The sequence below is a fragment of the Nonomuraea sp. C10 genome (genome assembly GCF_008017515.1).
Lineage (GTDB): Bacteria > Actinomycetota > Actinomycetes > Streptosporangiales > Streptosporangiaceae > Nonomuraea > Nonomuraea ferruginea.
In genome coordinates this window covers 1,133,607-1,158,306 of sequence record NZ_VPFF01000003.1, presented here as the reverse complement: position 1 = coordinate 1,158,306, position 24,700 = coordinate 1,133,607, and the positions used below count along the sequence as shown (strand labels likewise).

Genomic DNA, 24,700 nt, shown 5'->3' with positions numbered 1-24,700 from the left:
GATGAGCGCCCAGGGTGGCGCCGCCAGGACCCAGGCGGCTCGGGACAACGGCCAGCAGCAGCCTGGCAAGGCCCCTGACAAGGAGCCTCGCCAGGCACAGGAGGAGGAAGGCAACCCGACGAAGCCGGCACTCAAGCCGGACGGACAGCAGCCCCGACCCCAGTCGGGCCCCGCCCCGTCAGCTCCCCCGCGGGCCCCGGCCCCGTCGGAGCGCGACGGCAACGACACCGCGCGCTCGCGCCCGTCACTCGCGACCGAGGCTCCCCCGCCGGCCGTCGAGCTCCCCGGCAAGAAGAAGAAGTCGTCCGGCGGCGGAGGCTCGCGCCTCCCCCGCAAGGCTCACCTGGTGCTGCGCCGCATCGAGCCGTGGTCGGCCATGAAGTTCAGCTTCGTGGTGTCCCTGGTCTGCTTCGTGGTGCTCTTCGTCGCGGTCGCCGTCCTGTACGGGGTGCTGTCGGCCCTGGGCGTGTTCGACTCGATCGTCGACCTGGTCAACCAGCTCAGCCAGGGCGAGCAGGGTGAGGGGTCGCTCCAGATCGACATCGCCTCCTGGTTCGAGCCGGTGCGCATCCTGGGCTACACGGCTCTCATCGGCGCCGTGAACGTCGTTCTCATCACCGCGCTCGCCACCCTCGGCGCGGTCATCTACAACGTCTCCAGCGACCTCGTGGGCGGCGTCGAGGTGACCTTCAGCGAGGCCGAGTAATCCCGTCCCACGCACGCTCGCGCCGTCCTCGCGGCGGCGCGAGCAGCGTGCGGGAGGCGGTAAGCTTTTCCTCAGCCGAACCGGTTCGCCTCCGCGCGGCGGATGCGATACGGTTCCATGTGTTGCGGGGCTATAGCTCAGACGGTTAGAGCGCTTCCCTGATAAGGAAGAGGTCCCAGGTTCAAGTCCTGGTAGCCCCACCCAGCTCAAAGGCCGTTTCCGGAGATCGGAAGCGGCCTTTTTGATCTACTGCGTGTCTAACTGCGGGACTACGGCTCCCGAGTCAGGCCTGATCGCTAGGATGAGCTACGGCTGCTGGGTTGAGCCTGGCAGGCATGGCCTGTCGGTCACGTTCATAGCCCTACTGGTGTCCGCCATCGTTTGCCAACGCGCTTCCTCCGGGATCGTCGCCCTACTGGATGATCGGAATCCTAATGGAGGCAGGATGATGTCGAAGCTCAGAGAGCGACTGACGGCCTGGTTCCGTCCTGCCATGGTCGTAGGCGCAAACCTGCTTGCCGGGTTGGCTGGCAACGTGGCAGTGGCGGGCTGAGCCCAGCAGCCAAGTAGGCGGAAGATGACCATCCGCCGACAGCATGGTCGCATTCGCGGAACTGAGTTTGGGATCTCCTGACGAGGTGACCGGAGTTGGCGCACGATATGAGGCATCTGCTGCGATCACAAGGAGCCGCATGCCCGGTGCAACTTCTGACCTAGGTCAGATTCAACCGACCCGTCTGTTTGCCCTGCGGTTGCAGGACGTGCGAGATGCTGGGAACCCCCTTCCGCGGAAGGAGTTGGCTGCAGCCCTAGAGATGGCACCTGCTGCGGTCGATGACCTCTTCGAGGGTGCGCAACTGCCGAACGACGTTGTGCTCACTGTGCTTCTGCATACGATCTATCCAGCCATAACGGTTGCCGAAATCGCTGCCTGGTTGACTGCTCTGGACTTTGCTAGATCGTTGTCGTTCCCGACAGTCTCTGCAGTCTCCCCAGTACGAGGGTTCAATCGCATCCTGCGTCTGCTGGAAAAAGAGATTCCTTCGCCACCGCCCCCCTTTCATCACCGGCACAGGTTGCAGGTGGGGGAGGATATGCCGTCGCGTGATGAGCTGGAGGCCCTCCTCCGCGCTGCCTACCGTGCCGATTGGAGAAGAGCGCCGTGGCATATGGCTTACGACTTCGCTCATGATCTTCTACAGGCACAGCAGGATGACTCTGACGGCTCGCCCAAAACAGAGATGACGCAATCGTTCCACATCATAGGTCTCGCTGAGGGAGCGAGCCTTTTGGTGGGATCTTCACAGACGGACAAGACCTCGGTAACGCCTCTGATCGTAAGGGCAATGGCCTACGAGCAGCGCCTGAACTCGGCTCAGCTTCGTCGCGATATCGCTGGGCATTCGTTGCCGATGGCGATGCCAGTCACGATTTACCTCAGTGACGAAGCTAATCATGAAGCCGTTGAGTCTGCCATCTATGAGTGGCTTGAGGCCCAAGGGCTAGAAGTCATCTACAGTGGGGAAGCGGTCATTGGCTCATTCTGGCGCCCGCTTCTCGCCCGAATTAAGAGGGAAGGCGAGGAACATCTCGAAGATGGGGCCAGCATCGTCGGGCGCGCAGCGGGTTTATATGGGCTGGACACTCGACAGGCGGATGTAAATCAGAAGGAGGCCGAAGCTTTCGCCAAAGTGATGGAGGCCTTGGAGGGGATCGAATCTGCGGTGATCCATCACGGCACGCTGCTTGTGGTCAAGCATGCTGGCACGGTCGTGCGCCGCGAGCTGAGCCAGCTCGAAGTGGAAGCACTGCGACGTCGTCCTGTCCTCACAGCAAGGCCGGACACCATCTTGAGCGAGCTGCAACGCCTCACCGAAGAGAATGAAGTAAAACCATCTTTTCCGCATGCGGCGTTGGACGGCTAGTATCTCATGCTATAACCGCTGTTTGGCGTGCTCTGTCTGCTTTGTCGAATGCACGTAGACTGTGCGGAGGTCACCAAGTGCTAAGGGTGAGGTGCTGGCCTAGATTCCCGCCACTAGCACTCGGCCTAGTTCTAGAGCAACTTTCAGCTGGCTCTGATATGTGCCCATGGGCCGATACTGGCTTGACTAGATGATGAAATCTGGTCCACTACACAGGTTGAATTCGTAGAGTCGGTCATGGCTTTGCCGGGGTATCGAGGGTGAGCCCGGTCTGGGTCAGACAGCCGGTGAGCAGGTGAGGCCGGTATTGGATCTTCTTCAGCTTGCGTTTGACGATCCGGACCAGACCGGGCAGGTTGGTGACGGCGAAGTTGGCCAAGGCCCGGCGGAGCAGCGACCACACACCCTCGGCGGGGTTGAGCTCGGGAGCATAGGCGGGAAGCTGGACGATGCGTAACCAGTCGGCATTCTCGGCAGCGAAGTCGGCCAGCTGGCCGGCCAGGTGCACACTCAAGTTGTCCCAGCACCACACCAGCGGCGCGCCAAGATAGTGGTGGGTGGCCCACGATGAGGTCCCGATAGTCCATCCAGGAGAAGGTCTTGGATTCGCCCTTGCGGCCGTGGTGGACGTGCAGGCGGTAGAACAGGTGCGGCCGTTCACCGTCCCGGAAGGCCAGGACGCCGGCCATGTTGACCCGGCCCGAGCCTCTGCCTCGGACCGTCACCACCGGCCGGGCGCCGACCGGCGCCCAGGTGCGTCCTTTCGGCGGCCTCAGCCCTTGCCCGGCTTCGTCTTCGAAGCAGAGGTAGGCACCCAGGTCCGCCGCGGTTCTTATACCGCGGGCCACACCTCGGCCTTCCACAACGCGATGGCCTCCTCGTCCCGCTCGATCGCGCGCCGGGCCGGGACCTGCACCGACCAGCCGTGGCGGTGCAGCAGCTTGCCCACGCCCTCGATGGTGTAGCCGATGTGAAACAGCCGCCCGATCAGCGTCTTGACCCGGCCCAGCGTCCAGCACTGATCCTCGGCATATCCCCAGGCCAGCGGGCCCCGCCGTAACTCGGCATCCAGCCGCGCCCACTGCCGGTCCGACAGCTTCTCCCTCGACACCGGCCCCTTGGACAGCAGCGCCGGCCTGCCGCCCTCCCGCCATGCCTTCCGCCAGCGGGTCACCGACCGCTCGTGCACCCGTAACCGCGCCGCGACCGTCCTGGTCGAAGGTTCAAGTCCTGGTAGCCCCACCCAGCTAGAAGGCCCGTCGGGATGATCCGGACGGGCCTTTGACAGTAATAGGCACGGCAACGGCCCACACCTCACTCCCCGAAGAGCTGCCCTGAGAGCAGACGGGAAGATCGGGCCGACCTTGCGCATGCGTGGTTACCTCGGGTTCTGTGAAGAAGACGATGCCCTGCCGCCTCCGGCAGTCCGCCGGAGGCGGCGGGGTCGCATCACGCTACGGCGGTTCCTTCAAGTTCGACCATCAGGGTGGGGATCGCCAGACGTGTCACCCCGAGCATCGTGGTGGACGGCGCCACCCCGGCGGCGCCCAACCGTGATGCCAGCACGCCGTAGTGCTCGAAGAGGCGGTCGACGTCGGTGGTGTAGACGTTGAGCCTCACAAGGTTCGCCAGGGACATGCCGGCCTCGCCGAGCACGGCCTCCAGGTTGTCGAGGCTCAGCGCCAGCTGCGCCGCCATGTCATCGGCGTGCTGCGGCTTGCCCTCGCCGCTCATCGCGGTCTGTCCTGAGCAGTACAGGGTCCGGGTGTGTCCGGAGACGACTTCGCCCTGGTTGTAGCCCAGCTCCGTCGACCACGCCCACGGGTTGACCGCCGTTCGTTCCATTGCCACATCAGCTCCGTTCGAATGGGTTGCCACCGTCTTTCCGGTCGCGTCGATGAGCCTCGCAAACAAACCACGACATCCACTGTCATGTATTCCGGTAGCGTTCTTCGTATGCGTGCCGACCGGTTGGTCTCGCTGGTGCTGCTGCTGCGGCAGCACGGCAGGCTGTCCGCGACCGCGCTGGCGCGCGAGCTGGAGGTGTCCACGCGGACCGTGCTGCGCGACATCGAGGCGCTGTCCGCGGCCGGCGTCCCGGTCTACGCCGAACGCGGCCGGCACGGCGGGTTCGCTTTGTTGCCCGGTTTCCGGACCGAGCTCACCGGGCTGAACCCCGACGAGGCCCTCGCCCTGCTGGTCGCCGGGTCGCGGCGCGGCGCGCAGGCGTTCGGGCTCGGGTCGGCGCTCGCCTCGGCGATGCTCAAGGTGGTCGACGCGCTGCCCGAGAGCTATCGGGACACCGCGGCCGGCGCGGCCGAGCGGCTGCTCATCGACCCGGAGACCGACCTCCTCTCCCGCCGGCTGGTCGCCGAGGAGGTGCCCGACGCCGTGGCGGCCGAGGTCCTGCGCGCGGTGTTCGCCGGGCACAAGCTGCGCATCCACTACGAGGCCGCGGACCAGGCGCCGGAGTGGCGCACGGTGGACCCGATCGGCCTGGTCACCGTACGAGATCGGGGCTACCTGCTGGCCACGAGGTCCGGCGCGGACCGCACCTACCGCCTGTCCCGGATCCTGGCCGCCCAGGAACTCGCCGAACCCGCACAGCGACCGGACCGGGTCGATCTGGACCTGGCCTGGCAGGAACGCAGCACGCGGTTCCGGGCCGGCGGCGACCAGGTCACCGTAGTGGTACGGCTGGACCCGGCGCGTCGTGAAGACCTGGTGGGCACCGCGCTGGCCGTCCTCGCCGAGGAAACCGACCCGGACGGCCGGCTGCGGCTGGAGGTGACCTTCCAGGACCGGAGACACGCCGAATGGGCGCTGTGGCAGCTCAGCACGAACGCTGAAGCCCTGGCCCCGCAGTGGTTGCGCGACTCCCTGCGCGCCCGCGCCACCGCGGTCGCCACCCGCTACGGCATGTCATCCTGAGCCTTCCGCGGGCCGCCGACGAAAGTCCCACCCAGGCGTGCCTTCGACAGAGGGGCCGCGGCGGAGGACCAGGGCATGATCCCCGGGGACCCTCGGCGCACAAATACCAGTAATCCCTATTGCTTATACCGGAATAATAGGTAATCGTGGGAGGGCACCGAGGACCGAGAGCATGGGAGAGGCGTATGACGACCGGCCAGGCCACGTTCCCCGCCAGGGCGGTGGCCGCGGCGGGAGTCGGGTTGCGCGGGGTCGGCCACACCTACGGCAACGGCCACACCGTGCTGCGCGACCTGGAGCTCGACATCCTCCCCGGCGAGATCGTGGCCATCCTGGGGCCTTCGGGCTGCGGCAAGTCCACCCTGCTCCGCCTCGTGGCCGGGCTGGAGGCGCCCGCGGACGGCGAGATCACGGTCGACGGACGTCCGGTCCGCGGGGTCGACGCCCGATGCGCGGTGGTCTTCCAGGAGCCCCGGCTGCTGCCCTGGCGCGACCTGGCCGGCAACGTCGCCCTCGGCCTGCCCAAAGGCGTCGGCAGGGAGAGCGGCGCGCGCATCGTACGGCACTGGCTCGACGTCGTCGGCCTCGACGGCTTCCACCAGCACCGGCCCCGCCAGGTGTCCGGCGGCATGGCCCAGCGCGCGGCCCTCGCCAGGGCGCTGGCCAGGGAGCCCGGCGTGCTGCTGCTCGACGAGCCGTTCGCCGCGCTGGACGCCCTCACCCGGCTGCGCATGCAGGACCTCCTGGCCGACGTGCAGCGCGGCGCCGGAACCACCGTCCTGCTCGTCACCCACGACGTGGACGAGGCGTTGCACCTGGCCGACCGGGTCGTCCTGCTCGGCGCCGAACCGGAGCGCCCGGGCGCCACGATCGCGACCGTGCTCGACGTCCCCCACCGCCGGCCCCGCGACCGCGCCCACCCCGAACTCGCAGCCTTCCGCGCCGACCTGCTGGAGCGGCTCGGCGTGCCCCGCCCCACCCCCGCCGAGGAGCCCACTCCGTGATCCACCGCCGTTCCCTGCTCACCGCCGCCCTGCTCGTTCCTTTGGTCACCGCCTGCGTGCCAGGTGAGAGCGGCACCCCCACGCCCGCCTCGGGCCGGCTCCGGCTCGACTACGCCTACTACAACCCGCTCAGTCTGGTCATCCGGCAGCAGCGCTGGCTGGAGGACGTGCTCCCGGGCACCGAGGTGACCTGGGTGCTGTCGGCCGGCAGCAACAAGGCCAACGAGAACCTGCGCGGCGAGACCATCGACCTCGGCTCCACCGCGGGCGCCGCCGCACTCCAGGCCCGCGCCAACGGCACCCCGATCAAGACCGTCGGGATCTACACCCGTCCCGAGTGGGCGGCGCTCGTCGTGGCCAAGGACTCCCCGATCACCGAGGTGAGCGGGCTCAAGGGCAAGAAGGTCGCCGCCACCAAGGGCACCGACCCGTACTTCTTCCTGCTCCAGGCCCTGGAGGAGGCAGGGTTGGACGGCGCCGACGTCGAGGTCGTCAACCTCCAGCACGCCGACGGCAAGACCGCGCTGGAGCGCGGCGACGTGGACGCGTGGTCGGGCCTGGACCCGCTGATGGCGCAGAGCCAGGTGGACTCGGGCACGAAGCTGATCTACCGGAACGCGTCCTTCAACTCCTACGGCTTCCTCAACGCCCGCGAGGAGTTCCTCACCGAGCATCCGGACCTCGTCCAGAAAGTGCTCGACGCGTACGAGAGAGCCCGCGCGTGGATCGTCGAGCACCCGACGACGCGGTCCAGCTGCTGGCCACGGAGGCCAAGCTCGCCCCCGAGGTTGCCCGCGTGGTGCTCAAGGAGCGGACCGAGGTCGAGATCAGCCCGGTCCCGGGTCCCGACCAGCGCGCGGTGCTGGAACGCATCCTGCCGACGCTGGTACGGGAGAGCCAGGTGCGCTCCGAGCAGGAGGCGAAGACGGCGCTCGACTCCCTGTTCGCTCCCGAGTTCGCCGAGAAGGCCGGGGCCTCGTGACGACACCCGGCCGCTGGGTGCGTCCGTGGAGCTTCGCCGCGGGCCTGGTGGTGCCGCTGGCGGCGCTCGCCGCCTGGCAGGTCGCCACCGGCGCCGGCTGGTTCACCGCGAGCCAGTTGCCCCCGCCCGCGGCGGTCCTCGCGGCGGTGGGCGAGCTGATCCGGCGCGGCGAGCTGTGGCAGCACGTCGCGATCAGCGGTCAGCGCGTGCTGCTGGGCTTCGCCGGGGGAGCGTCGGCGGGGCTGGTGCTCGGCGCGCTCGTCGGACTGTACGCGCCGGTCCGCACCCTGCTCGCCCCCAGCATCGCCGCCCTGCGCGCGGTGCCGTCGCTGGCGTGGGTGCCGCTGCTGGTGCTCTGGCTCGGCATAGCGGAGGGCCCGAAGATCGTCCTGGTGGCGATCGGCGCCTTCTTCCCCGTCTACACCACCGTGTCCGCGGCACTCGCGCACGTGGATCCGCACCTGGTCGAGGCCGGGCGGGCGTACGGGCTGCGCGGCGTTGGCCTGCTCACCCGCGTCCAACTCCCCCACGCCGCCCCGGCCGTCTTCGCGGGGTTGCGGCTCGGACTGGCCCAAGGCTGGTTGTTCCTGGTCGCGGCCGAGCTGATCGCCTCGTCCATGGGCCTGGGATTCCTGCTGATCGACAGCCAGAACACCGGCCGCACGGACATCCTGCTGCTGTCGATCCTGCTCCTGGCGCTCCTCGGCAAGGCCGCCGACATGCTGCTCGGGCTGGCCGTGAGAGCCGCGCCCTTCGACCCGCGCTGAGACCCTTCGTCACAGGACCCGGAACCAGAGGTTGGTCGCCTGGGGGACCTGCGTCACGCCGAGACGTTCGAGCTTGACGTTCGTGCCGCCCGGGTGGTCGAAGAGGCGGACGCCGTCGCCGAGCATGACCGGAGCGACGCAGACCAGGACCTCGTCGAGCGCGCCCGCCGCCAGGCACTGGCGGGCCACGTCGGCGCCGATGACGTTGACGTACTTGCCGCCCGCCGCGGCCTTCGACGCGGTGATCGCGGTGTCGAGGTCGGTGACGAAGGTGACGCCCGGCACCGGATCGGCCGGGGGGTTGTGGGTGAGCACGAACTGGGGCCCGCTCCACCCTCCGCCGAACGCCTCGCCTTCGTGCTCGGTGTCCTTGTACGGGTCGTCGCCGCCGAAGGAGCGGTTGCCCACGAGGAGGGAGCCGACCTGGGGGAGCAGGTCGTCCACGGTCGGGTTGGGTCCGAGGTGCTCGGCCAGCCAGGACATGTCGCCGCCCGGCCCGGCGATGAAGCCGTCGAGCGACATGGTGACCGAGTAGAGCATTTTCGCCATGGGGTTCCTCCCGCGATCGGACCTTACCCCGGTGGAGACCGCGCACGCCGGCGGAAGTCGTCGGTGTCTACTTCACCTGACAGGACACCGCGCCGAGCACCTTGACCAGGGCGTCGGCGGAGATCTCCCCGTGTACGGGTTTGCCGACAGGATCAGGGCGCGGGCCACAGTGATTCCGGCCGGGTCCGGCCGGAATCACTGTCGGCGCGACCCCGGTCAGCAGCGGTTGATGCGGGAGTTCACCAGGTTGATGTTGCGGATGACGATGTTGGTGCCGCACGGGTTCTCGTTGATCGCCGAGTTCGTCAGCGTCAGGTTCTGCAGCGTGATGTCGGAGGTCACGGGGAACTCGGTGCGGGCCGCGATGCGGATGTCGGAGCCGTTCACGGTGCCGCTCTGGGCGGCGATCGTGACGTTGTAGCAGTTCTCGATGAGGATCGAGTTGCTGCCGGTCTGGGCGATGTCCACCCGGTCGATCACCGCGCCGCCGCTCTCCGACACGCAGAAGACGCCGCGGCCGCCGCCCCGGGCCTTGACGGTGCCGACGCGGATGTTGGTCGGGTACGAGCTGCCGATGCGGCCGTTGCGGTTGGCCATCCGGAAGGCCGCGTAGCCGGTGCCGGTGCCCGCGCCCTCGGCGTCGACGGTGCCGATGCTGGCGTTGATCGTGTCGTTGAGCAGCAGGCCGGACTCGCCGGTGTTCCGCGCGGTGACGGTGCCGATCGTGATGCCGTCGACGCCGTACGTCTCGACGCCGTGACTGCCGCCGCCGGAGGTGTACACGCTGTCGATGCGGACGTTCCTGGTGCGGACGTTCCTGTTGGCGTGGTTGTCGATGCGCACGCCCAGCCCGGCCGAGCCGAGCCGCAGGTCGAGCTGGCCGAGGGTGATGTTGGTGCCGTTGCGGACGAACACCGCGAAGTACGGGTTGCCGGTCACGGCGAGCCGGGTGACCTCGACGTCGGTGACGTTCTGGGCGCGCACGGCGGCGTTGTTGGCGCTGATCGTGCCGGTCACGTTGATCGTGCCGCACACTTCGAGGACGGTGTAGCTGGGCAGGTCGAGCGACTGGTTGGCGTTCATGCTGCCGGAGCCGCGGACGACCACCTTCTGCTTGGACGTGCGGCCGGAGGTGAGGCTGCCGACGGCGCGGCGCATGGCCTCGATCATGCTGCTGCCGGTGTAGAGGGTGCTGCCGCCGTTCCTGGCCGTCCAGGTGCTGCCGCTGAGCACGGCCTCGGCGTTGAACGAGCCGCCGCCGCAGTCGGCGGAACCGCTGCCCATCTTGACGAGCTGCCACTGCTGGTTGGCGCCGTTGAGGTCGTCCCACTGGGAGATGCGGGCGCCGTCGGCGGTGGACCACTCCCAGGCTTCGAGGGCCTTGCCGCTGTGGCGGTTGATCAGTCGGACGTGGCCGCCGTCGGAGTCGGCGAGCCGGAACTGCTGGTTCCAGCCGTTGGTGTCGGCCCATTGGACGATCTGGGCGCCGCCGTCGGCGTTCCATTCGTAGACGTCCAGGACCTTGCCGCTGTGGCGGGACTTGAGCCGGTAGTAGCCGTCGCCGGAGCTGACGAACTGCCACTGCTGCTGGTTGCCGTCGTTGCGGGCCCACTGGACGATCGGGGCGCCGTCGTTCGTGGCGAACTCGTACAGGTCGAGCGCCTTGCCGCTGTGCCGGTTCACGAGGACGTACCAGGCGTTAGTGTCGACCGTCGCCGCGCTCGCGGGCTGCGGTTGCGCGACGAGGGCGCCTGCCAGCGCCATGACCAGGGCGGCCAGGACGGTGAGCAGGCACCGCCAGGCTTGGGCAACGGATCTCACTGTCTGCTCCCATCGGAGAAGGAAAGCGCTTTCCCCCAGGACTAGATCAGCGAGGACGCACCGCTTCGTCAAGTGCGGCGAACCCGGCAGAACGCCTGCCTGCCGAAACCCGTTGAAACTTTCATCGGATGTCTTAGGCTGGTCCTCCCCGACATTCCGGCAGAAGGGCGCGCATGCACCTCGTCAGGTCCGCTCAATCGCCCCGCTGGGTGGTCCGCGCCGAGGACGGCGACCGGGCGCTGCCCACCGGTTTCTCCCTCGGCGACGCGCTGTCCGCCGACCTCGCCCACTTCCGCGACCAGCTCGCCCGCGCCACCGAGCCGGTCGACCCGGTGACCCCCGCCGCCCCGGTCGACGCCGGCACCGAGGTGTGGGCGGCCGGCGTCACCTACCGCCGCTCCCGCGAGGCCCGGGTGGAGGAGAGCACCGAACCCGACATCTACCAGCGGGTCTACGACGCCGAACGGCCCGAGCTGTTCTTCAAGTCGGTCGGCTGGCGGGTGCGCGGCCACGGCGAGACGATCGGCGTGCGCGAGGACTCCACCTGGGACGTGCCCGAGCCCGAGCTGGCCGTGGTGATCGCCGCGAGCGGCGAGATCGCCGGCTACACCGTCTGTGACGACGTCAGCAGCCGCTCCATCGAGGGCGACAACCCGCTCTACCTGCCCCAGGCCAAGATGTACGCGGGAGCGACGGCGCTCGGCCCCGGCATCCGCCCCGCCTGGGAGGTGCCCGACCCCTACGACCTGGCGATGGCGGTGACCATCACCCGCGAGGGCCGCGTCGTCTGGTCGGACGAGGCGAGCACGGCCCAGCTCCACCGCCGCGTCGACGAGCTGGCCGGCTACCTGTTCAAGGCCGAGCGCTTCCCCCGGGGCGTGGTGCTGTCGACCGGCACCTGCATGGTCCCCGGTCCGGACTTCACGCTGCTGCCCGGGGACCGGGTGGAGATCGTCATCGACGGCGTCGGCACGCTCGCCAACGACGTGCGCCCCGCCCTGGAGGTCGTCTCACCGGCCTGAGCCGGTCACGGGCCGGTGGTGCTCGGCGAGCAGCCGGCCGTTGTGGCGGACCCGGGCTCGCTCGTACGGGCAGAGCCGGCGGGTCACGAAGGACCGCGCGAGGGCGTCGGCGTCCTGGCGGCCGATGCCCCAGCCGATGGTGTGCCACCGGGTGTCGTCGCCCGTGGTGTCCAGGACGGTGATCTCGAAGAGCTGCGCGGGCGTGCACCTCGTGTGGTCATGTCCGGATGGCGCCTGGTTCATGGCCAGAACGTGCTCCGTCGCGGAGAGGAGTAAACCGGCTCATCCGGGGACCGCCTCCACGACGTCGAAGACGCCGCCGCCGGTGACGCCGGCCAACCGCAGACCGGCCCGCTCGAACAGCTCCGCGTACTCGCCCGCCGTGCGCTGCCTGGCGCCCTTGGCGATGACCAGCATCTCCAGGTCGATCACGGTGGCGGCGGTCGGCTCGCGCGGCGGGTCCGGGATGACGGCCTCGCAGAGCAGCACGCGGCCGCCGTCGTTCATCGCCCGCCGGCAGCTCGCCAGGATCCGGACGGCGTCGTCGTCGCCCCAGTCGTGGACGACGTTGGACAGCAGGTAGGCGTCGCCGCCGGGCGGCACCGACGTGAAGAAGTCGCCGCCCACCAGCTCGCACCGGTCGGCCACGCCCGCCTCCACGAGCGGCCCGCCCGCTCCCTCGATGACGTGCGGCAGGTCGAACAGCACGCCGCGCCCCTGCGGATGCGCCGACAGGATGGCCGCGAGCATCGCGCCGTGGCCTCCGCCCACGTCGACGACGGTCCCGTACCGGGTGAAGTCGTGGCCGCGCACCGCCGGCCACACGAACGCGGCGGACACCGACGTCATCGCGTCGTTCAGCACCTCGCCGTGCTCGGGATGGTCGCGGAAGTGGTCGAAGGCCGGGCCGAAGACGCGCTCGAACGCCGACTCGCCGGTCCGCACGCTGTCGGCGAAACCCGACCAGGCCCGCCGGTGCCACGACGAGCCGAGCATCACGGCGAACCCGCGCTGCGACTCCGGGTGGTCCCGCCGCAGCCGTTCGCCCGTCTCGGTCAGCTCGAACACGCGGCCGTCGAGCTCGCGCAGCACGCCCAGGTCGGCGAGCGCCCGCAGCAGCCGGTAGAGCGCGCCGGGGTGGGCGCCCACGGCCCGCGCCAGCTGGTCGGCGTCGCGCGCGCCACCGGCCAGCGCGTCGGCCACCCCGAGCTCGGCCGCGGCGCAGACCGCCGACGCCACCCAGGCGCCGTCGATGTAACCCAGCAGCCGCTGGGCCGGGTCGGGTGGCATGGAACCCTCCTGCTGGATCGGTTGCCGCGCCGTCATTGTCCATCGGCTCGCCGGGGTTCGCCGTACGCGCGAGGACGCGTGTCGTGACGTACGGCCGGGGCGAGTGAGCAGAAACCGGGCAGAAAGTGGTCTGGTGAACGGCGGGCCGTGACCGCCATCGTGTCCGGTACCCGCACCCTCACGCGGGACGGCCGTCCGGGGGTGGGCGGCCGGGTGCGGCGGGGTCCGCCGGGCGCGGGGACTCGCTCGACGGACCCGCCGCGCCGGTCACGGCACGGCGCGGGGGAGCGTGGCCGTCATCACCAGGCCGCCGCCCTCCCGGGGATGGGCCGTCACGTCGCCGCCGTGGGCGCGGGCCACCGACCGGACGATCGACAGGCCCAGGCCCGCGCTCTTGCCCGTGACGGTGCGCTCGCCGTTGAGCCGGCGGAACGGCTTGAACAGCTCCGGCACGTCGTACGGCGGCACGACGGGGCCCGTGTTGGTGACCGTCACCGTGACCCGCCCGCCGGTGGCCGTCCGGCTGGCGATCCGGACCCAGCCGGTGCCGTCGCGCAGGTTGTGCCGGACGCCGTTCTCCACCAGGTTCGTCACCAGCCGTTCGAGCAGCAGCGCGTCACCGGTCGTGGGCGCGGGGAACGCTTCCTCGTACACCGTGACCTTCTCCTGCGCCGCCTCGGGGGCGGTCTGGGCGACCACGTGCGCCACGACGTCGGCGAGGTCGACCGGCGACCGGTCGGTCACCTCGTGCTCGGCCCGCGCGAGCAGCAGCAGCCCGGAGATGAGCCGCTCGTGCCTGACGTTGATCTCCAGCAGGCTCTCCCCGAGCCGCTTGACGTCGGCGGAGGCGGAGCGGCGGTGCATGGCCAGCTCGACCAGGGCGCGGTTGAGCGTCAGCGGGGTGCGCAGCTCGTGCGAGGCGTTGGCGACGAACCTGCGCTGCCCGTCGAAGGACCGGTCGAGCCGCGCCACCATGGCGTCGAAGGTGTCGGCCAGCTCCTTGACCTCGTCGATCGGCCCGTCCAGGTCGATCCGCTCGCGCAGGCCGCGGTCGGCGTCGGGGGCGGCGGCGATGCGGCGCGCGGTCGCGGTCACCTTGTGCAGCGGGGCCAGCACCCGCCCGGCCACCACCCAGCCCAGCGCCGTCGCCAGGCAGGCGACCACGACCACCGCGATCACCCCCTGGGCCAGCAGGGACGTGGTCGCGGCGGCGCGCAGGTCGGCCTCCTGCTCGGCCAGCAGCCGCTGCGACGCCTCGGGGCTGAGCATCACCCCGTCCTTGATGACGGAGATGAACCTGTGCCGGTTCCCGCCGGGGTCGCCGTACTTCTCCTCGAAGATCCGTACCAGCTCCTGGTTGAACAGCAGGTACGTGACGCCGACGAGCACCACGCCGGCCAGCATGAACAGCGCGCCGTACACGACCGTGAGCCGCAGGCGCAGCGACAGCCTCATGGGATGCGGTAGCCCGCGCCGGTCACGGTCAGCACCACCGGCGGGTCGCCCAGCTTGCGCCGCAGCTTGAGCACGGTCAGCCGGACCACGCCGGTGAACGGGTCCGCGTTCTCGTCCCACGCCTTCTCCAGGAGCTGCTCGGAGGAGATCACGGCGCCGCCGGCCCGCAGCAGCTCGGCGAGCACGGCGAACTCCTTGTTCGACAGCGGCACGTACCGCCCGTTCCGGTACACCTCGCGCCGGGCCGGGTCGAGCGTGATCCCCGCGCGGCGCAGCACCGGCGGCAGGGCCGGCCGGGCGCGCCGGCCGAGCGCCTGCACCCGGGCCGACAGCTCGGCGAAGGCGAACGGCTTGGCCAGGTAGTCGTCGGCGCCCAGCGACAGCCCCGTCACCCGGTCGTCGATCTCCCCCGCCGCGGTGAGCATCAGCACCCGCGCCGTCGAATCCGACTCCACGAGGTGCCTGCACACGTCGTCGCCATGCACGAGTGGCAGGTCCCGGTCCAGGATGACCACGTCGTAGTCGTTGACCGCGATCCGCTCCAGCGCCGACTCGCCGTCGCCGGCGGTGTCCACGGCGTGCGTCTCGTCGCGCAGCCACTCGGCTATCGCGTCGGCCAGGATGCGCTCGTCCTCCACTACCAGCACTCGCATGCCGGGAATCGTGGCGGATCGGCTGTTTACTCCCCGTTAGCGCTCATGGAAACCGCCGGGAAACCGGCTCGTCGGTTCCATCTCCTCTCAGGCGGCCGGAACGGTTCCGGCCCGACGAGGAGAACGTGATGCGAGTACGGATGCTCGGCGTGACCGCGGCGCTCGCGCTGGCGCTGACCGGATGCGGCGCGGAGGCCCCCGGCGTGGCCTCCGCGGGCGGCGATCCCACCGCGAGCGCCGCGCCGAGTCTGGACGGCGAGGAGCGGGGCCTGAAGTGGGCGCAGTGCATGCGCGAGAACGGCGTCGACGTCCCCGACCCCAAGCCGGGCGAGGGCATACGGATGACGATGGGCCCCGGCACCCAGGAGAAGATGGAGCAGGCCCGTGAGGCGTGCAAGGAGTGGCAGCCGCCCGGCGGCGGGCGTGCCGACGGCGAGAGCAACGACGAACTGCTCAAGATCGCTGCCTGCATGCGTGAGAACGGCGTGGAGAACTTCCCCGATCCCGAGGGCGGCAGGGTCCGCATCACCAAGGACGTCGGCGACGACCCCGACTTCGAGGCCGCGGAGAAGAAGTGCCAGATGGACCGGCCCGGTCCGGGAAGCAAGTGATGGGCGCCGTCACGATCGAGGAGACGGCCCCGCGACGCCGCCGCGGCCGTCGGGCGGCCTGGCTGGCCACCGCGACCGTGCTGGCCGGCGCGGTGGCCGCCGCCGGTCTCGGCGTGCTGGACAGGGCCCCGGCCGGGCGGCCCGCCGCCGCGCTGCCGCCGGCCACCGCGACGATCGCCGAGGAGACCCTGCGGGACACGCGGGAGGCCGACGGCGAGCTGGGCTTCGGCCCGGCCGCCTCGGTGACCAACCGCATGCGCGGCACCGTCACCTGGCTGCCCGGCGGCGACGACGTGATCACCCGCGGCGAGCCGCTCTACAAGGTGGACGACGATCCGGTGGTGCTCATGTACGGGAGCACGCCCGCGTACCGGGACCTGGCGGTCGGCGCCGAGGGCCGTGACGTGGCGAACCTCGAACGCAACCTGAGCAAGCTCGGCTACGACGGCTTCACCGTCGACGACACGTACACCTGGGCCACGGCGCGGGCGGTCATGGCCTGGCAGGAGGACCGCGGCCTGCCGGAGACCGGCGTGGTCGAGCTGGGCCGGGTGGTGTTCGCCGACGGCAGGGTCCGGGTGGACACCGTGGACGCCGAGACCGGCCGGCCCGCCGCGCCCGGCCAGAAGGTGCTCGGCTACACCGGCACCGCCAAGGTCGTCACCGTCCAGCTCGACTCCGAGGACCGGCGGCTGGCGAAGGAGGGCGCCAAGGTGACGGTCACGCTGCCCGGCGGCCAGGAGGTCAGGGGCAAGATCACCGAGGTCGCCACCGTGATCGTCCCGGGGCAGGGGAACGAGGAGCCGCAGACCAAGGTCGAGGCACTTGTCTCGCTCACCGGCGAGAAGGTGGCTGACCTCGACCTGGCGGCGGTGGACGTGAGGTTCACCGCCGAGGAGCGCGAGAACGTGCTCACCGTCCCGGTCGCCGCCCTGGTGGCGCTGCGCGAGGGCGGGTTCGGCGTGGAGGTCGTCGAAGGCGGCGCCACCCGTTACGTCCCGGTCGAGACCGGCCTGTTCTCCGGCGGCCGGGTGGAGATCACCGGCGACGGGCTCACCGAGGGCATGACGGTGGGGATGGCGAAATGATCGAGCTTTCCCGCGTGAGCAAGGTCTACCCCGGCGGCGTCACCGCGCTGGACGACGTGTCGCTGGAGATCCGGCGCGGCGAGATGGTCGCCATCGCGGGCCCGTCCGGGTCCGGCAAGTCGACCATGCTCAACACCATCGGCACGCTCGACCGGCCCACGTCGGGCACGGTACGCGTCGACGGATACGACGTCGCGACGCTGTCGGACAACCGGCTGTCGGCGCTGCGGGGGACCGGGATCGGGTTCGTGTTCCAGCAGTTCCACCTGGCCGCGAACGTGCCGGCGCTGGAGAACGTGGCCGACGGCCTGCTCTACAGCGGCCTGCCGAGGGCCGAGCGGCGCCGCCGCGCGCGGGCCGCGCTGGAGCGGGTGGGGCTCGCCCACCGCATGGACCACGAGCCGCACGAGCTGTCCGGCGGCGAGCGGCAGCGGGTGGCCATCGCCAGGGCGGTGGCCGGCGACCCGCCGCTGCTGCTGGCCGACGAGCCGACCGGCGCGCTCGACTCGGCGTCCGGGGCGGGGGTGATGGAGCTGCTGCGCGAGCTGCACGCGTCCGGTACGACGGTGCTGATCATCACGCACGACCCGGAGATCGCCGGCAGGCTGCCCCGCCAGGTCCGGATGCGCGACGGCCGGATCGTCGCCGACCAAGCCGGGGCGGCCTGATGGCCGGCCGTGATCTCACCCCGCCCCGGTTGCGGCCGCGCGACGTGCTCAGGGTCGGCGCGGTCGGGCTGCGCACCCGCCCGCTGCGGGCGTTCCTGTCGGCGCTGGGCATCGCCATCGGCATCGCGGCGATGATCGGCGTGGTCGGCATCTCCTCCTCGTCCGGCGCCGAGCTGGACCGCCAGCTGTCCGCGCTGGGCACGAACCTGCTCACGGTCTCGTCCGGGCAGACCCTCAGCGGCGAGGAGGCCAAGATGCCGGTGGAGGCCGAGGCGATGATCGAGCGCATCGGCCCGGTGCTGTCAGTGTCGTCGGTCGGGCAAATCCAGGACGCCAAGGTGTACCGGTCGGAGGAGATCCCCGAGGCGCGGACCGGCGGCATCTCCGCCTACGCGGCCCGGCTCGACCTGCTCGACTCCGTGGGGGCGACGCTGCGCGCCGGCACCTGGCTCAACGCGGCCACGCACGCCTACCCGGCCGTGGTGCTCGGCTCGGCCACGGCCGAACGGCTCGGCGTCGGCGCGGTCGGGCCCGACACGCAGGTGCTGGTCGGCGGCCGGCGGTTCACCGTCGTCGGCGTCCTGGAGCCGGTGGCGCTCGCCGTGGAGCTGGACACCGCGGCGCTGGTCGGCTGGCCGGTCGCGGAGGAGCGGCTGGGCTTCGACGGCCACCCCACCGTGCTCTACACGCGGGTGGACGAGCGGCACATGGACGCGGTACGGGACGTGCTGGCCGGAACCGGCAACCCGGAGGCGCCCAACGAGGTCGACGTCTCCCGCCCGTCGGACGCGCTGGCCGCCAAGCAGGCCACCGACCAGGCGTTCACCGGCCTGCTGCTGGGCGTCGGCGCGGTGGCGCTGATCGTCGGCGGGGTGGGGGTCGCCAACACCATGGTCATCTCGGTGCTGGAGCGGCGGGCCGAGATCGGCCTGCGCCGCTCGCTGGGCGCCACCCGCGGCCAGATCCGCACCCAGTTCCTGGCCGAGTCGCTGCTGCTGTCGGCGATCGGCGGGGTGGGCGGCGTGTGCGTCGGCGCCGCCGTCACCGTCGGCTACGCCGCCTACGAGGAGTGGCCGTCCGTGATCCCCGCCGAGGCGACGGCGGGCGGCCTGGCCGCGACGCTGGTCATCGGCGCGGTCGCCGGGCTCTACCCGGCGATCCGCGCCGCCCGCCTCTCCCCGACGGAAGCCCTGGCCAGCCCCTGACCGACCGGGCCCGGGCGGTTCCTGACCGACCGGGCCCGGCGTCTACGGACGCGCCGTCAAGGCCCGTCCGCGAGCAGCGTCTCGCCGATCCAGCCGTCCGGGGCGCACCCGGGCGGGATCGCGAACACCGCCGAGCCGATCGCGGTGATCCACTCGTTGAGCAGGTCGCCTTCGGCCAGCCGCCGCTGCACCGGGACGAACTGCTTGTCCACGTCCGCCTGGTAGGCGGCGAACAGCAGCCCGGAGTCAGGGATGCCGTCCTCGGCCAGCCCGTCGTCGTAGTTGTACGGCCGCCGCAGCATGCGGGCGCCGGGATCGTCCACCCGGGCCCGCCTGATGTGCGCGTACTCGGAGATGACGGGGAAGCCGAGCCGGTTCAGCCTGCCGAAGTCGGGCTCGTCGTGCTCGGCCCGGCCGGTGAGCGGCGCGCCGTCGGCGAGGCGGCGGCCGATCGTGAACTCCCTGCCGGTCCTGTCCAGCTCGTCCCAGGTCTCCAGGTCCATGCGGATCCGGCGCAGCACCAGCGTGGTGCCGCCGCGCAGCGGGCCCTGGCCGAGCCAGACCGCCCGGTCCAGGTCGGCCGGGTTGACGGTGCCGTCGAGCTGGCCCATCAGGTTGCGCTGGGTGGCGCCGGCGGGCTGGACGTGCGCGCCGCGCCGGAAGCCGCGCTGCGTCCAGCGCACCCGCGCGAACGCCCGCGCGTCCTTGACCACCATCCGCAGCGCGTGCGCGACGGTCAGCGGGTCGTCGGCGCAGATCTGCACCAGCAGGTCACCGCCGGACCAGCGGTCCTCCAGCTTGTCCGTCTCGAACTCCGGCAGCTGCCGGACCGGCGATTCCACCCCGGCCGCCTCGAACAGGCCGGGGCCGAACCCGAACGTGACCGTCAGCCTGGCGGGGGAGGCGGCCAGTTCGGGCTCGGTGTCGGCGAGCGCGCCCCGGCCCAGGGTGAGCCGGCGCGCGTCGTCGGTCAGCAACCGCATGAGCCGGGCGATCGGCTCCCGTCCGGTGCCGCGCTTGAGGTCGAACGCGACGAACACGGCGTGCGCCTGCGGGGACGTGGCGATCCCGGCCTGGTGGACGCCGTGGAACGGTTCCGTGGCCGTACCGGACGGGACCTCCGTGGCAGCGCCGCTCGGCGAGGCGCCGGCGGCAGTGCCGGCCATCGTGCCGGCCATCGTGCCGGCCACCGTGCCCGCCGCCGTGCCCACGGCCGTCGCCGCCCCGGCGGCGAACAGCCCGCGCCGGGTGATCCTCTGCTCGGCCATCAGTGGTCCGTGCCCGGCTGGTAGTCCTCCTTCGCGCCCGCGAAGTCCTTGCCGACGGCGGTGAACTCCAGCGGGGGACCTTCCTGCAGCGTCAGCGTGAACGGGATCTCCGCGCCGGGCTTCACCTCCTCCTTGACGCCCATCAGCATGATGTGGTCGCCGCCGGGCTTGAGCTCGTGGCTGCCACGCGCCGGGACGACGAACCCGCCGTCCTTCGGCCGCATGATCATCTTTTTGTCGGACTCGACCACCTCGTGCAGCTCGATCTCCGGCGAGAGCGGCGAGGCGCCCGCGACGACGGTGATGGGGCTGTCGGTGTGGTTGACGAGGGTGCCGAACGCGGCGGTCATCCCCTCCTTCACCGCCTTCACCCAGGGGTCGGTGATGGTGAGCGCCTGGGCCGGGGCGGCGGCCTCGACGCCGGTGGTGGGCGCGGGCCCGGCGGCCGGGGTGGCGGCGCCGCAGCCGGCGAGGAGCACGGCCGTGGCGGTGACGAGCAGGGCGGAACGGGTGTTCATGGACATGCCTTCCTGCGCCCGCGGCGGAAGTCGCCGGGGCGTCGGTCATCGGAAAAAGGTCAGCGGATTCCGATGACCGCGGGCGGCCCGCGCCCGCTGACGGCATGCCGGAGGATCGCCGAGCGCAGCACCGGCGGCTCGGCGTGGGGCAGCTCGACGAACGGCGTCGCCGGCACCGGCAGCAGCACGGTGACGAGCCGCGTGGCCAGGCGGCGCAGCAGCCCCCACAGCGCGGCCTCCCCGCGCGCCAGCCAGAGCGCGGTCAGCCCGACCGCCCACCCGTGGGCGACGAACATCCCGAGGTCGGGGGCCAGCCCGGCCGAGGCGTGCGCGGCGTGCGCGGCCCCGGCGGCGGGGGAGACGGCGTGGGAGAGCGAGAACATCACGTGCAGGACGAGCTGCAGACCGCCCAGCAGCGCCAGGATCGCCCGCGGGCCCCGCTCCCGCCCGGCCAGCGGGTACGCGCCCCCGGCGGCCACGAAGAACCCGGCCACCATGGCCGGCCCCGGCACGCTCCCGCCCGCCAGGGAGTGGGCCACCATGCCGAGGCTGAGACACACCACGGCGAACACCGCGGTGCGGGCGAGGCGGAACGGAAGGCTGGACGGCACGATGCCGACATGATTTCACGCCACCCCCTCGGTCCTTCTCCCGACACAGCCCAAGATTTCCGGCGAGACCGGCATAATGGCGCGGGATGCTGACGCCCACGGACCCGCACGCGTACGCGGCGGCGATCGCCCCGGTCATCGACGCGGTCCACGTCAACCTGCACGCCGCCACACGCAGACCCGGCGCCCTCGGACTGCTGAACGACCTGCGGTTCACGCTCCCGCTGCGCACCCTCACCAGACGCGACCTGGCCGCCGTCCACCGGTACGGGGACGACCGGGAGGAGAGCATCCGGGAGCACGTCCGGCGCGGCGAACTGGCCGACGACGACGGCACGCTGCGACTGACGGAGCGGGGCCTGGACCTCGTGCACAGGCTGTACGAGACGCACGCGGCCGTGGCGGGCCGGATCTGGCGGGACCACGACGTCGAGACCCTCGCCGCGCTGGCGGGACGGGTGCTCGGCAAGGCCATGGCGGAGCCGGGTGACGCGCTCGCGGTGATGGCTCCCCCGTACGAACCCGAGGGGGCACCGGCGGGGCTGCTGCTGTTCAACCGGCTGGCGGCGCTACGCTACGCCCGCGCCGACGCGCACGCGGCGGCCTGGCAGGCGGCGGGAATGACCGCGGCCGAGGTCGTCGCACTGGAGCCCGGCCCGCTGCGCGAACGCATCGAGGCGGGCACCAACCGCCGCGCGGCGGTGCCGTACGAAGCCTTTTCCGAGCCGGAACGCGAAACCCTCTATACCGGCTTGCTCGCACTGGTGTGAGAGGTCCGAAACTCACACCTCCCGGTAACTAGCCGAAAGGCGCACTATGGTACGTACCTCGGTAAGGGAGGGGCGTGGTGGATCAGGACCTGCCCGGCGGCGTGCGGCTCATCGTGGGCGTCGACGAGACTCCGGCCGCGCGCTGGGCGCTCGCCTGGGCGATCGGGACCGCGCGGCTGCGCCGCATGGCTCTCGTCGCCGTACATGTCAGCCGGGCTCCGGTGCACCCGTTCCCGGAGGCGCTGCCCGTGCAGCACGCCATCAGATCGGGTGAGGAGGCACGCTGCGGCGAGGTGATCGCCGGCGTGTTCGAGGACGTGGCGGGAGGCCTGCCGGAGGACCTCCACACGGTCATGGTGTCCAGGGTCGGCGACCCCGGCTACCACCTCGTCGACCTGGCCCGCGAGGGCGACCTGCTGGTGCTCGGGCGCAGCCGCCGCGGCCTGCTCAGCCGCATGTTCCTGCCCTCGACCAGCATGTACTGCGCGCGTCACGCCAAGACGACGGTGGTGATCGTGCAGCAGCCCACCCCGCCCGACGAACCCGAGATGTCAGAAGACCGCTCCCGCCGGTTCTGGAGCCGCAGGCACGATTGACGCGCGAAGCCCGTCGCGGGCCCGGCACTGCCGGGCCCGCGACGGACGGTCTCACTTGAAAGCGCGCAGCCGCAGGCTGTTGCTCACCACGAACACGCTGGAGAACGCCATCGCGGCTCCCGCGATCATCGGGTTGAGCAGCCCCATCGCGGCCAGGGGCAGCGCGGCCACGTTGTAGGCGAACGCCCAGAACAGGTTGCCCTTGATGGTGGCGAGCGTCCTGCGCGACAGGCGCAGCGCGTCGGCCGTCACCCGCAGGTCGCCGCGGACCAGCGTCAGGTCGGACGCCTCGATGGCCGCGTCGGTGCCGGTGCCCATGGCCAGCCCCAGGTCGGCCTGGGCGAGCGCGGCCGCGTCGTTGACGCCGTCGCCCACCATCGCCACGACCTTGCCCTCGCCCTGCAGGCGCTTGACCACCTCGACCTTGTCCGCGGGCAGCACCTCGGCGATCACCTCGTCGATGCCCACCTCGGCCGCCACCGCGCGGGCGACCTTCTCGTTGTCGCCGGTCAGCAGCACCGGGGTGAGGCCGAGCCGCTTCAGCTCCGCGACCGCCTCCGCGCTGGTGGGCTTCACCACGTCGGACACCACCAGCACGGCACGGGCCCGGCCGTCCCAGCCGACCGCGACCGCGGTGCGGCCCGCGGCCTGCGCCTGCTCCAGAGCCTCCACGAGCTCGGGGGTGAGGTGCTGCGACCACTCCTCCAGCAGCCTGGGCCGGCCGACCAGCACCGCGTGCCCGTCGACGACGCCCTGCACGCCGAGGCCCTCGACGTTCGCGAAGTCCTCGACCGTGGCGTCCGACCGGGCGGCCCTGGCCACGGCCTGGGCGATCGGGTGCTCGGAGGCGTGCTCCAGCGCGCCGGCCAGGCGCAGCACCTCGGCCTCGTCCTCGCCCTCGGCGACGTGGACCCCGGTGAGCGTCATCCGGCCCGCGGTGACCGTGCCGGTCTTGTCGAGCACGATCGTGTCCGCCTTGCGGGTGGACTCCAGCACCTCCGGGCCTTTGATCAGGATGCCGAGCTGGGCGCCCCTTCCGGTGCCGACCAGCAGCGCCGTCGGCGTCGCCAGCCCCAGCGCGCACGGGCAGGCGATGATCAGCACCGCCACCGCCGCGGTGAACGCCGCGCCCGCGCCGTTGCCCGTACCGAGCCAGAACCCGAGCGTGCCCACGGCGAGCGCGATCACGATCGGTACGAACACGCCCGAGATGCGGTCGGCGAGCCGCTGCACCTCGGCCTTGCCCGTCTGGGCCTCCTCCACCAGCCTGGCCATCTGCGCCAGCTGGGTGTCGGCGCCGACCCGGGTGGCGCGGACGACGAGCCGGCCGCCCGCGTTCACCGTCGCGCCCGTCACCGCGTCGCCCGGCCGCACCTCGACCGGCACGGACTCGCCGGTCAGCATCGAGGCGTCGACGGCGGACGTGCCTTCCTCGATCACGCCGTCGGTCGCGATCTTCTCGCCCGGCCTGACCACGAACAGGTCACCCGCCTTGAGCTGGTCGGCCGGGACGCGGCGGCCGTCGGCCAGCTCCACGTCCTTGGCGCCCAGCTCCATCAGCGCCCGGAGCGCGGCCCCGGCCTTCCGCTTGGACCGCGACTCGAAGTAGCGCCCGGCCAGGATGAACGCCGTCACCCCGGCCGCCGCCTCCAGGTAGATGTTGCCGGCGCCGTCGGTGCGCTGGATCGTCAGCTCGAACGGGTGGACCATGCCGGGCATCCCGGCCGTGCCGAAGAACAGCGCCCACAGCGACCAGCCGAAGGCCGCGAGCGTGCCCATCGAGACCAGCGTGTCCATGGTGGCGGTGCCGTGACGCAGGTTCGTCCAGGCCGCCTTGTGGAACGGCCAGCCCGCGTACACCACGACCGGCCCGGCCAGTGCCAGCGACAGCCACTGCCAGTAGCGGAACTGCAGCGCCGGAATCATGGCCATGGCCACCACCGGGACGCTCAGCACCACCGCGACGATCAGCCGGTCGCGCAGGCTGTTGTCCGGCTTCTCCGCTTCTTCCTTGGGCCCCTCGTGGGGCAGCTCGGCCGTGTAACCGGCCTTCTCCACCTCCTGGACCAGCGCCAGCGGGTCCAGGTCCGCAGGGAAGGTGACCTTGGCCTTCTCGGTCGCGTAGTTGACCGTCGCCGTGACGCCGTCGAGCTTGTTGAGCTTGCGCTCGATCCGGTTCGCGCAGGAAGCACACGTCATGCCGCCGATCGAGAGCTCGACCGCGCCTCCGCGGCCGTCGGTGAGTGATGTCATCACCCTT

General features: G+C 71.2%; 26 protein-coding genes, 1 tRNA gene and 1 pseudogene. 15 read left to right on the top strand and 13 right to left on the bottom strand.

From position 1 onward, the window contains the following. Position 1: 1 nt before the first annotated feature. From FR742_RS37040 to FR742_RS37030, 3 genes are all read left to right on the top strand, one after another. Positions 2-706, top strand: a complete 705-nt coding sequence (locus tag FR742_RS37040) for a DUF3566 domain-containing protein (protein WP_148035922.1) — start codon at positions 2-4, stop codon at positions 704-706. Between the two features lie 126 nt (positions 707-832). After that, positions 833-906: transfer RNA gene (locus tag FR742_RS37035), tRNA-Ile, on the top strand. A gap of 492 nt (positions 907-1,398) precedes the next feature. After that, positions 1,399-2,631 (top strand): hypothetical protein, encoded by a 1,233-nt coding sequence (locus FR742_RS37030; protein WP_148035921.1) that lies wholly within the window; start codon positions 1,399-1,401, stop codon positions 2,629-2,631. 235 nt (positions 2,632-2,866) lie between these two features. On the opposite strand, the gene FR742_RS45460 is transcribed toward FR742_RS37030, so the two are convergent. The 3 genes from FR742_RS45460 to FR742_RS37015 form a co-directional block, all read right to left on the bottom strand. Then, positions 2,867-3,139: a transposase gene (locus FR742_RS45460; RefSeq protein ID WP_261809106.1), complete on the bottom strand. Its 273-nt coding sequence runs from the start codon at positions 3,137-3,139 to the stop codon at positions 2,867-2,869. 324 nt (positions 3,140-3,463) lie between these two features. Beyond that, the gene (locus FR742_RS37020; protein ID WP_261808986.1) at positions 3,464-4,003 is read right to left on the bottom strand and encodes a winged helix-turn-helix domain-containing protein; all 540 of its coding nucleotides are present in this window, start codon (positions 4,001-4,003) and stop codon (positions 3,464-3,466) included. Positions 4,004-4,080: 77 nt separating this feature from the next. Then, the gene (locus FR742_RS37015) at positions 4,081-4,476 is read right to left on the bottom strand and encodes a RidA family protein (protein ID WP_148037189.1); all 396 of its coding nucleotides are present in this window, start codon (positions 4,474-4,476) and stop codon (positions 4,081-4,083) included. A 111-nt stretch (positions 4,477-4,587) separates the two neighbouring features. Between FR742_RS37015 and FR742_RS37010 the strand changes: the two genes are divergently transcribed. The 5 genes and pseudogenes from FR742_RS37010 (at position 4,588) to FR742_RS36995 (ending at position 8,315) form a co-directional block, all read left to right on the top strand. Further along, positions 4,588-5,562 carry a YafY family protein gene (locus FR742_RS37010; RefSeq protein ID WP_148035919.1) on the top strand — a complete coding sequence of 325 codons (975 nt, stop codon included), beginning with the start codon at positions 4,588-4,590 and terminating at the stop codon, positions 5,560-5,562. A gap of 185 nt (positions 5,563-5,747) precedes the next feature. After that, entirely contained in the window at positions 5,748-6,566 is an 819-nt protein-coding gene (locus FR742_RS37005) for an ABC transporter ATP-binding protein (protein ID WP_148035918.1), read from the top strand. Then, positions 6,563-7,255: pseudogene (locus tag FR742_RS46675) on the top strand (aliphatic sulfonate ABC transporter substrate-binding protein); the annotation flags it as partial. The gene FR742_RS37005 and the pseudogene FR742_RS46675, both read left to right, overlap by 4 nt. A gap of 32 nt (positions 7,256-7,287) precedes the next feature. Then, entirely contained in the window at positions 7,288-7,548 is a 261-nt protein-coding gene (locus FR742_RS45455; RefSeq protein WP_222709249.1) for a hypothetical protein, read from the top strand. After that, complete coding sequence (locus FR742_RS36995; protein ID WP_148035917.1) at positions 7,545-8,315, top strand: ABC transporter permease; 771 nt, start codon at positions 7,545-7,547, stop codon at positions 8,313-8,315. Before FR742_RS45455 ends, FR742_RS36995 begins: the two co-directional genes overlap by 4 nt. A 9-nt stretch (positions 8,316-8,324) precedes the next feature. Here the strand turns inward: FR742_RS36995 and FR742_RS36990 are convergent, their stop codons facing one another. Together FR742_RS36990 and FR742_RS36985 are read right to left on the bottom strand one after the other, a co-directional pair. After that, positions 8,325-8,864, bottom strand: coding sequence for a dihydrofolate reductase family protein (locus tag FR742_RS36990; protein WP_148035916.1), 540 nt, complete (start codon positions 8,862-8,864; stop codon positions 8,325-8,327). Between the two features lie 216 nt (positions 8,865-9,080). After that, positions 9,081-10,685 (bottom strand): RICIN domain-containing protein, encoded by a 1,605-nt coding sequence (locus FR742_RS36985; protein WP_396990584.1) that lies wholly within the window; start codon positions 10,683-10,685, stop codon positions 9,081-9,083. 173 nt (positions 10,686-10,858) lie between these two features. On the opposite strand from FR742_RS36985, the gene FR742_RS36980 reads away from it, so the two are divergent. Further along, on the top strand, positions 10,859-11,707 hold the full coding sequence (locus tag FR742_RS36980; protein ID WP_148035915.1) for a fumarylacetoacetate hydrolase family protein: 849 nt from the start codon (positions 10,859-10,861) through the stop codon (positions 11,705-11,707). Here the strand turns inward: FR742_RS36980 and FR742_RS36975 are convergent. From FR742_RS36975 to FR742_RS36960, 4 genes are all read right to left on the bottom strand, one after another. Further along, complete coding sequence (locus FR742_RS36975; protein ID WP_148035914.1) at positions 11,696-11,950, bottom strand: hypothetical protein; 255 nt, start codon at positions 11,948-11,950, stop codon at positions 11,696-11,698. The two genes, FR742_RS36980 and FR742_RS36975, sit on opposite strands and share 12 nt — an antisense overlap. 39 nt (positions 11,951-11,989) lie before the next feature. Beyond that, the gene (locus FR742_RS36970; protein WP_148035913.1) at positions 11,990-12,997 is read right to left on the bottom strand and encodes a methyltransferase; all 1,008 of its coding nucleotides are present in this window, start codon (positions 12,995-12,997) and stop codon (positions 11,990-11,992) included. 267 nt (positions 12,998-13,264) lie between these two features. Beyond that, positions 13,265-14,452: a HAMP domain-containing sensor histidine kinase gene (locus FR742_RS36965; protein ID WP_148035912.1), complete on the bottom strand. Its 1,188-nt coding sequence runs from the start codon at positions 14,450-14,452 to the stop codon at positions 13,265-13,267. Then, complete coding sequence (locus tag FR742_RS36960; protein WP_148035911.1) at positions 14,449-15,105, bottom strand: response regulator transcription factor; 657 nt, start codon at positions 15,103-15,105, stop codon at positions 14,449-14,451. Before FR742_RS36960 ends, FR742_RS36965 begins: the two co-directional genes overlap by 4 nt. Positions 15,106-15,233: 128 nt before the next feature. Between FR742_RS36960 and FR742_RS36955 the strand changes: the two genes are divergently transcribed. The 4 genes from FR742_RS36955 to FR742_RS36940 are packed head-to-tail and all read left to right on the top strand — an operon-like array spanning position 15,234 to position 18,677. Continuing rightward, positions 15,234-15,716, top strand: coding sequence for a hypothetical protein (locus tag FR742_RS36955; protein WP_148035910.1), 483 nt, complete (start codon positions 15,234-15,236; stop codon positions 15,714-15,716). Next, positions 15,716-16,804, top strand: coding sequence for a peptidoglycan-binding protein (locus tag FR742_RS36950; RefSeq protein ID WP_148035909.1), 1,089 nt, complete (start codon positions 15,716-15,718; stop codon positions 16,802-16,804). Before FR742_RS36955 ends, FR742_RS36950 begins: the two co-directional genes overlap by 1 nt. Beyond that, complete coding sequence (locus FR742_RS36945) at positions 16,801-17,472, top strand: ABC transporter ATP-binding protein (RefSeq protein WP_148035908.1); 672 nt, start codon at positions 16,801-16,803, stop codon at positions 17,470-17,472. The genes FR742_RS36950 and FR742_RS36945 overlap by 4 nt, the downstream gene beginning before the upstream one ends. After that, positions 17,472-18,677 (top strand): ABC transporter permease, encoded by a 1,206-nt coding sequence (locus tag FR742_RS36940; RefSeq protein ID WP_148035907.1) that lies wholly within the window; start codon positions 17,472-17,474, stop codon positions 18,675-18,677. The genes FR742_RS36945 and FR742_RS36940 overlap by 1 nt, the downstream gene beginning before the upstream one ends. A gap of 56 nt (positions 18,678-18,733) precedes the next feature. On the opposite strand, the gene FR742_RS36935 is transcribed toward FR742_RS36940, so the two are convergent. The 3 genes from FR742_RS36935 to FR742_RS36925 are packed head-to-tail and all read right to left on the bottom strand — an operon-like array spanning position 18,734 to position 21,074. Then, the gene (locus FR742_RS36935) at positions 18,734-19,945 is read right to left on the bottom strand and encodes a Dyp-type peroxidase (RefSeq protein WP_148035906.1); all 1,212 of its coding nucleotides are present in this window, start codon (positions 19,943-19,945) and stop codon (positions 18,734-18,736) included. After that, entirely contained in the window at positions 19,945-20,463 is a 519-nt protein-coding gene (locus tag FR742_RS36930) for a copper chaperone PCu(A)C (RefSeq protein ID WP_148035905.1), read from the bottom strand. Before FR742_RS36930 ends, FR742_RS36935 begins: the two co-directional genes overlap by 1 nt. Positions 20,464-20,522: 59 nt before the next feature. Further along, the gene (locus FR742_RS36925; protein ID WP_148035904.1) at positions 20,523-21,074 is read right to left on the bottom strand and encodes an MFS transporter; all 552 of its coding nucleotides are present in this window, start codon (positions 21,072-21,074) and stop codon (positions 20,523-20,525) included. Positions 21,075-21,160: 86 nt separating this feature from the next. On the opposite strand from FR742_RS36925, the gene FR742_RS36920 reads away from it, so the two are divergent. Beyond that, entirely contained in the window at positions 21,161-21,844 is a 684-nt protein-coding gene (locus FR742_RS36920) for a hypothetical protein (protein WP_148035903.1), read from the top strand. Between the two features lie 74 nt (positions 21,845-21,918). Further along, complete coding sequence (locus FR742_RS36915; protein ID WP_148035902.1) at positions 21,919-22,440, top strand: universal stress protein; 522 nt, start codon at positions 21,919-21,921, stop codon at positions 22,438-22,440. A gap of 51 nt (positions 22,441-22,491) precedes the next feature. Here the strand turns inward: FR742_RS36915 and FR742_RS36910 are convergent, their stop codons facing one another. Then, positions 22,492-24,693, bottom strand: coding sequence for a cation-translocating P-type ATPase (locus tag FR742_RS36910; RefSeq protein WP_148035901.1), 2,202 nt, complete (start codon positions 24,691-24,693; stop codon positions 22,492-22,494). Between the last annotated feature and the right edge of the window lie 7 nt (positions 24,694-24,700).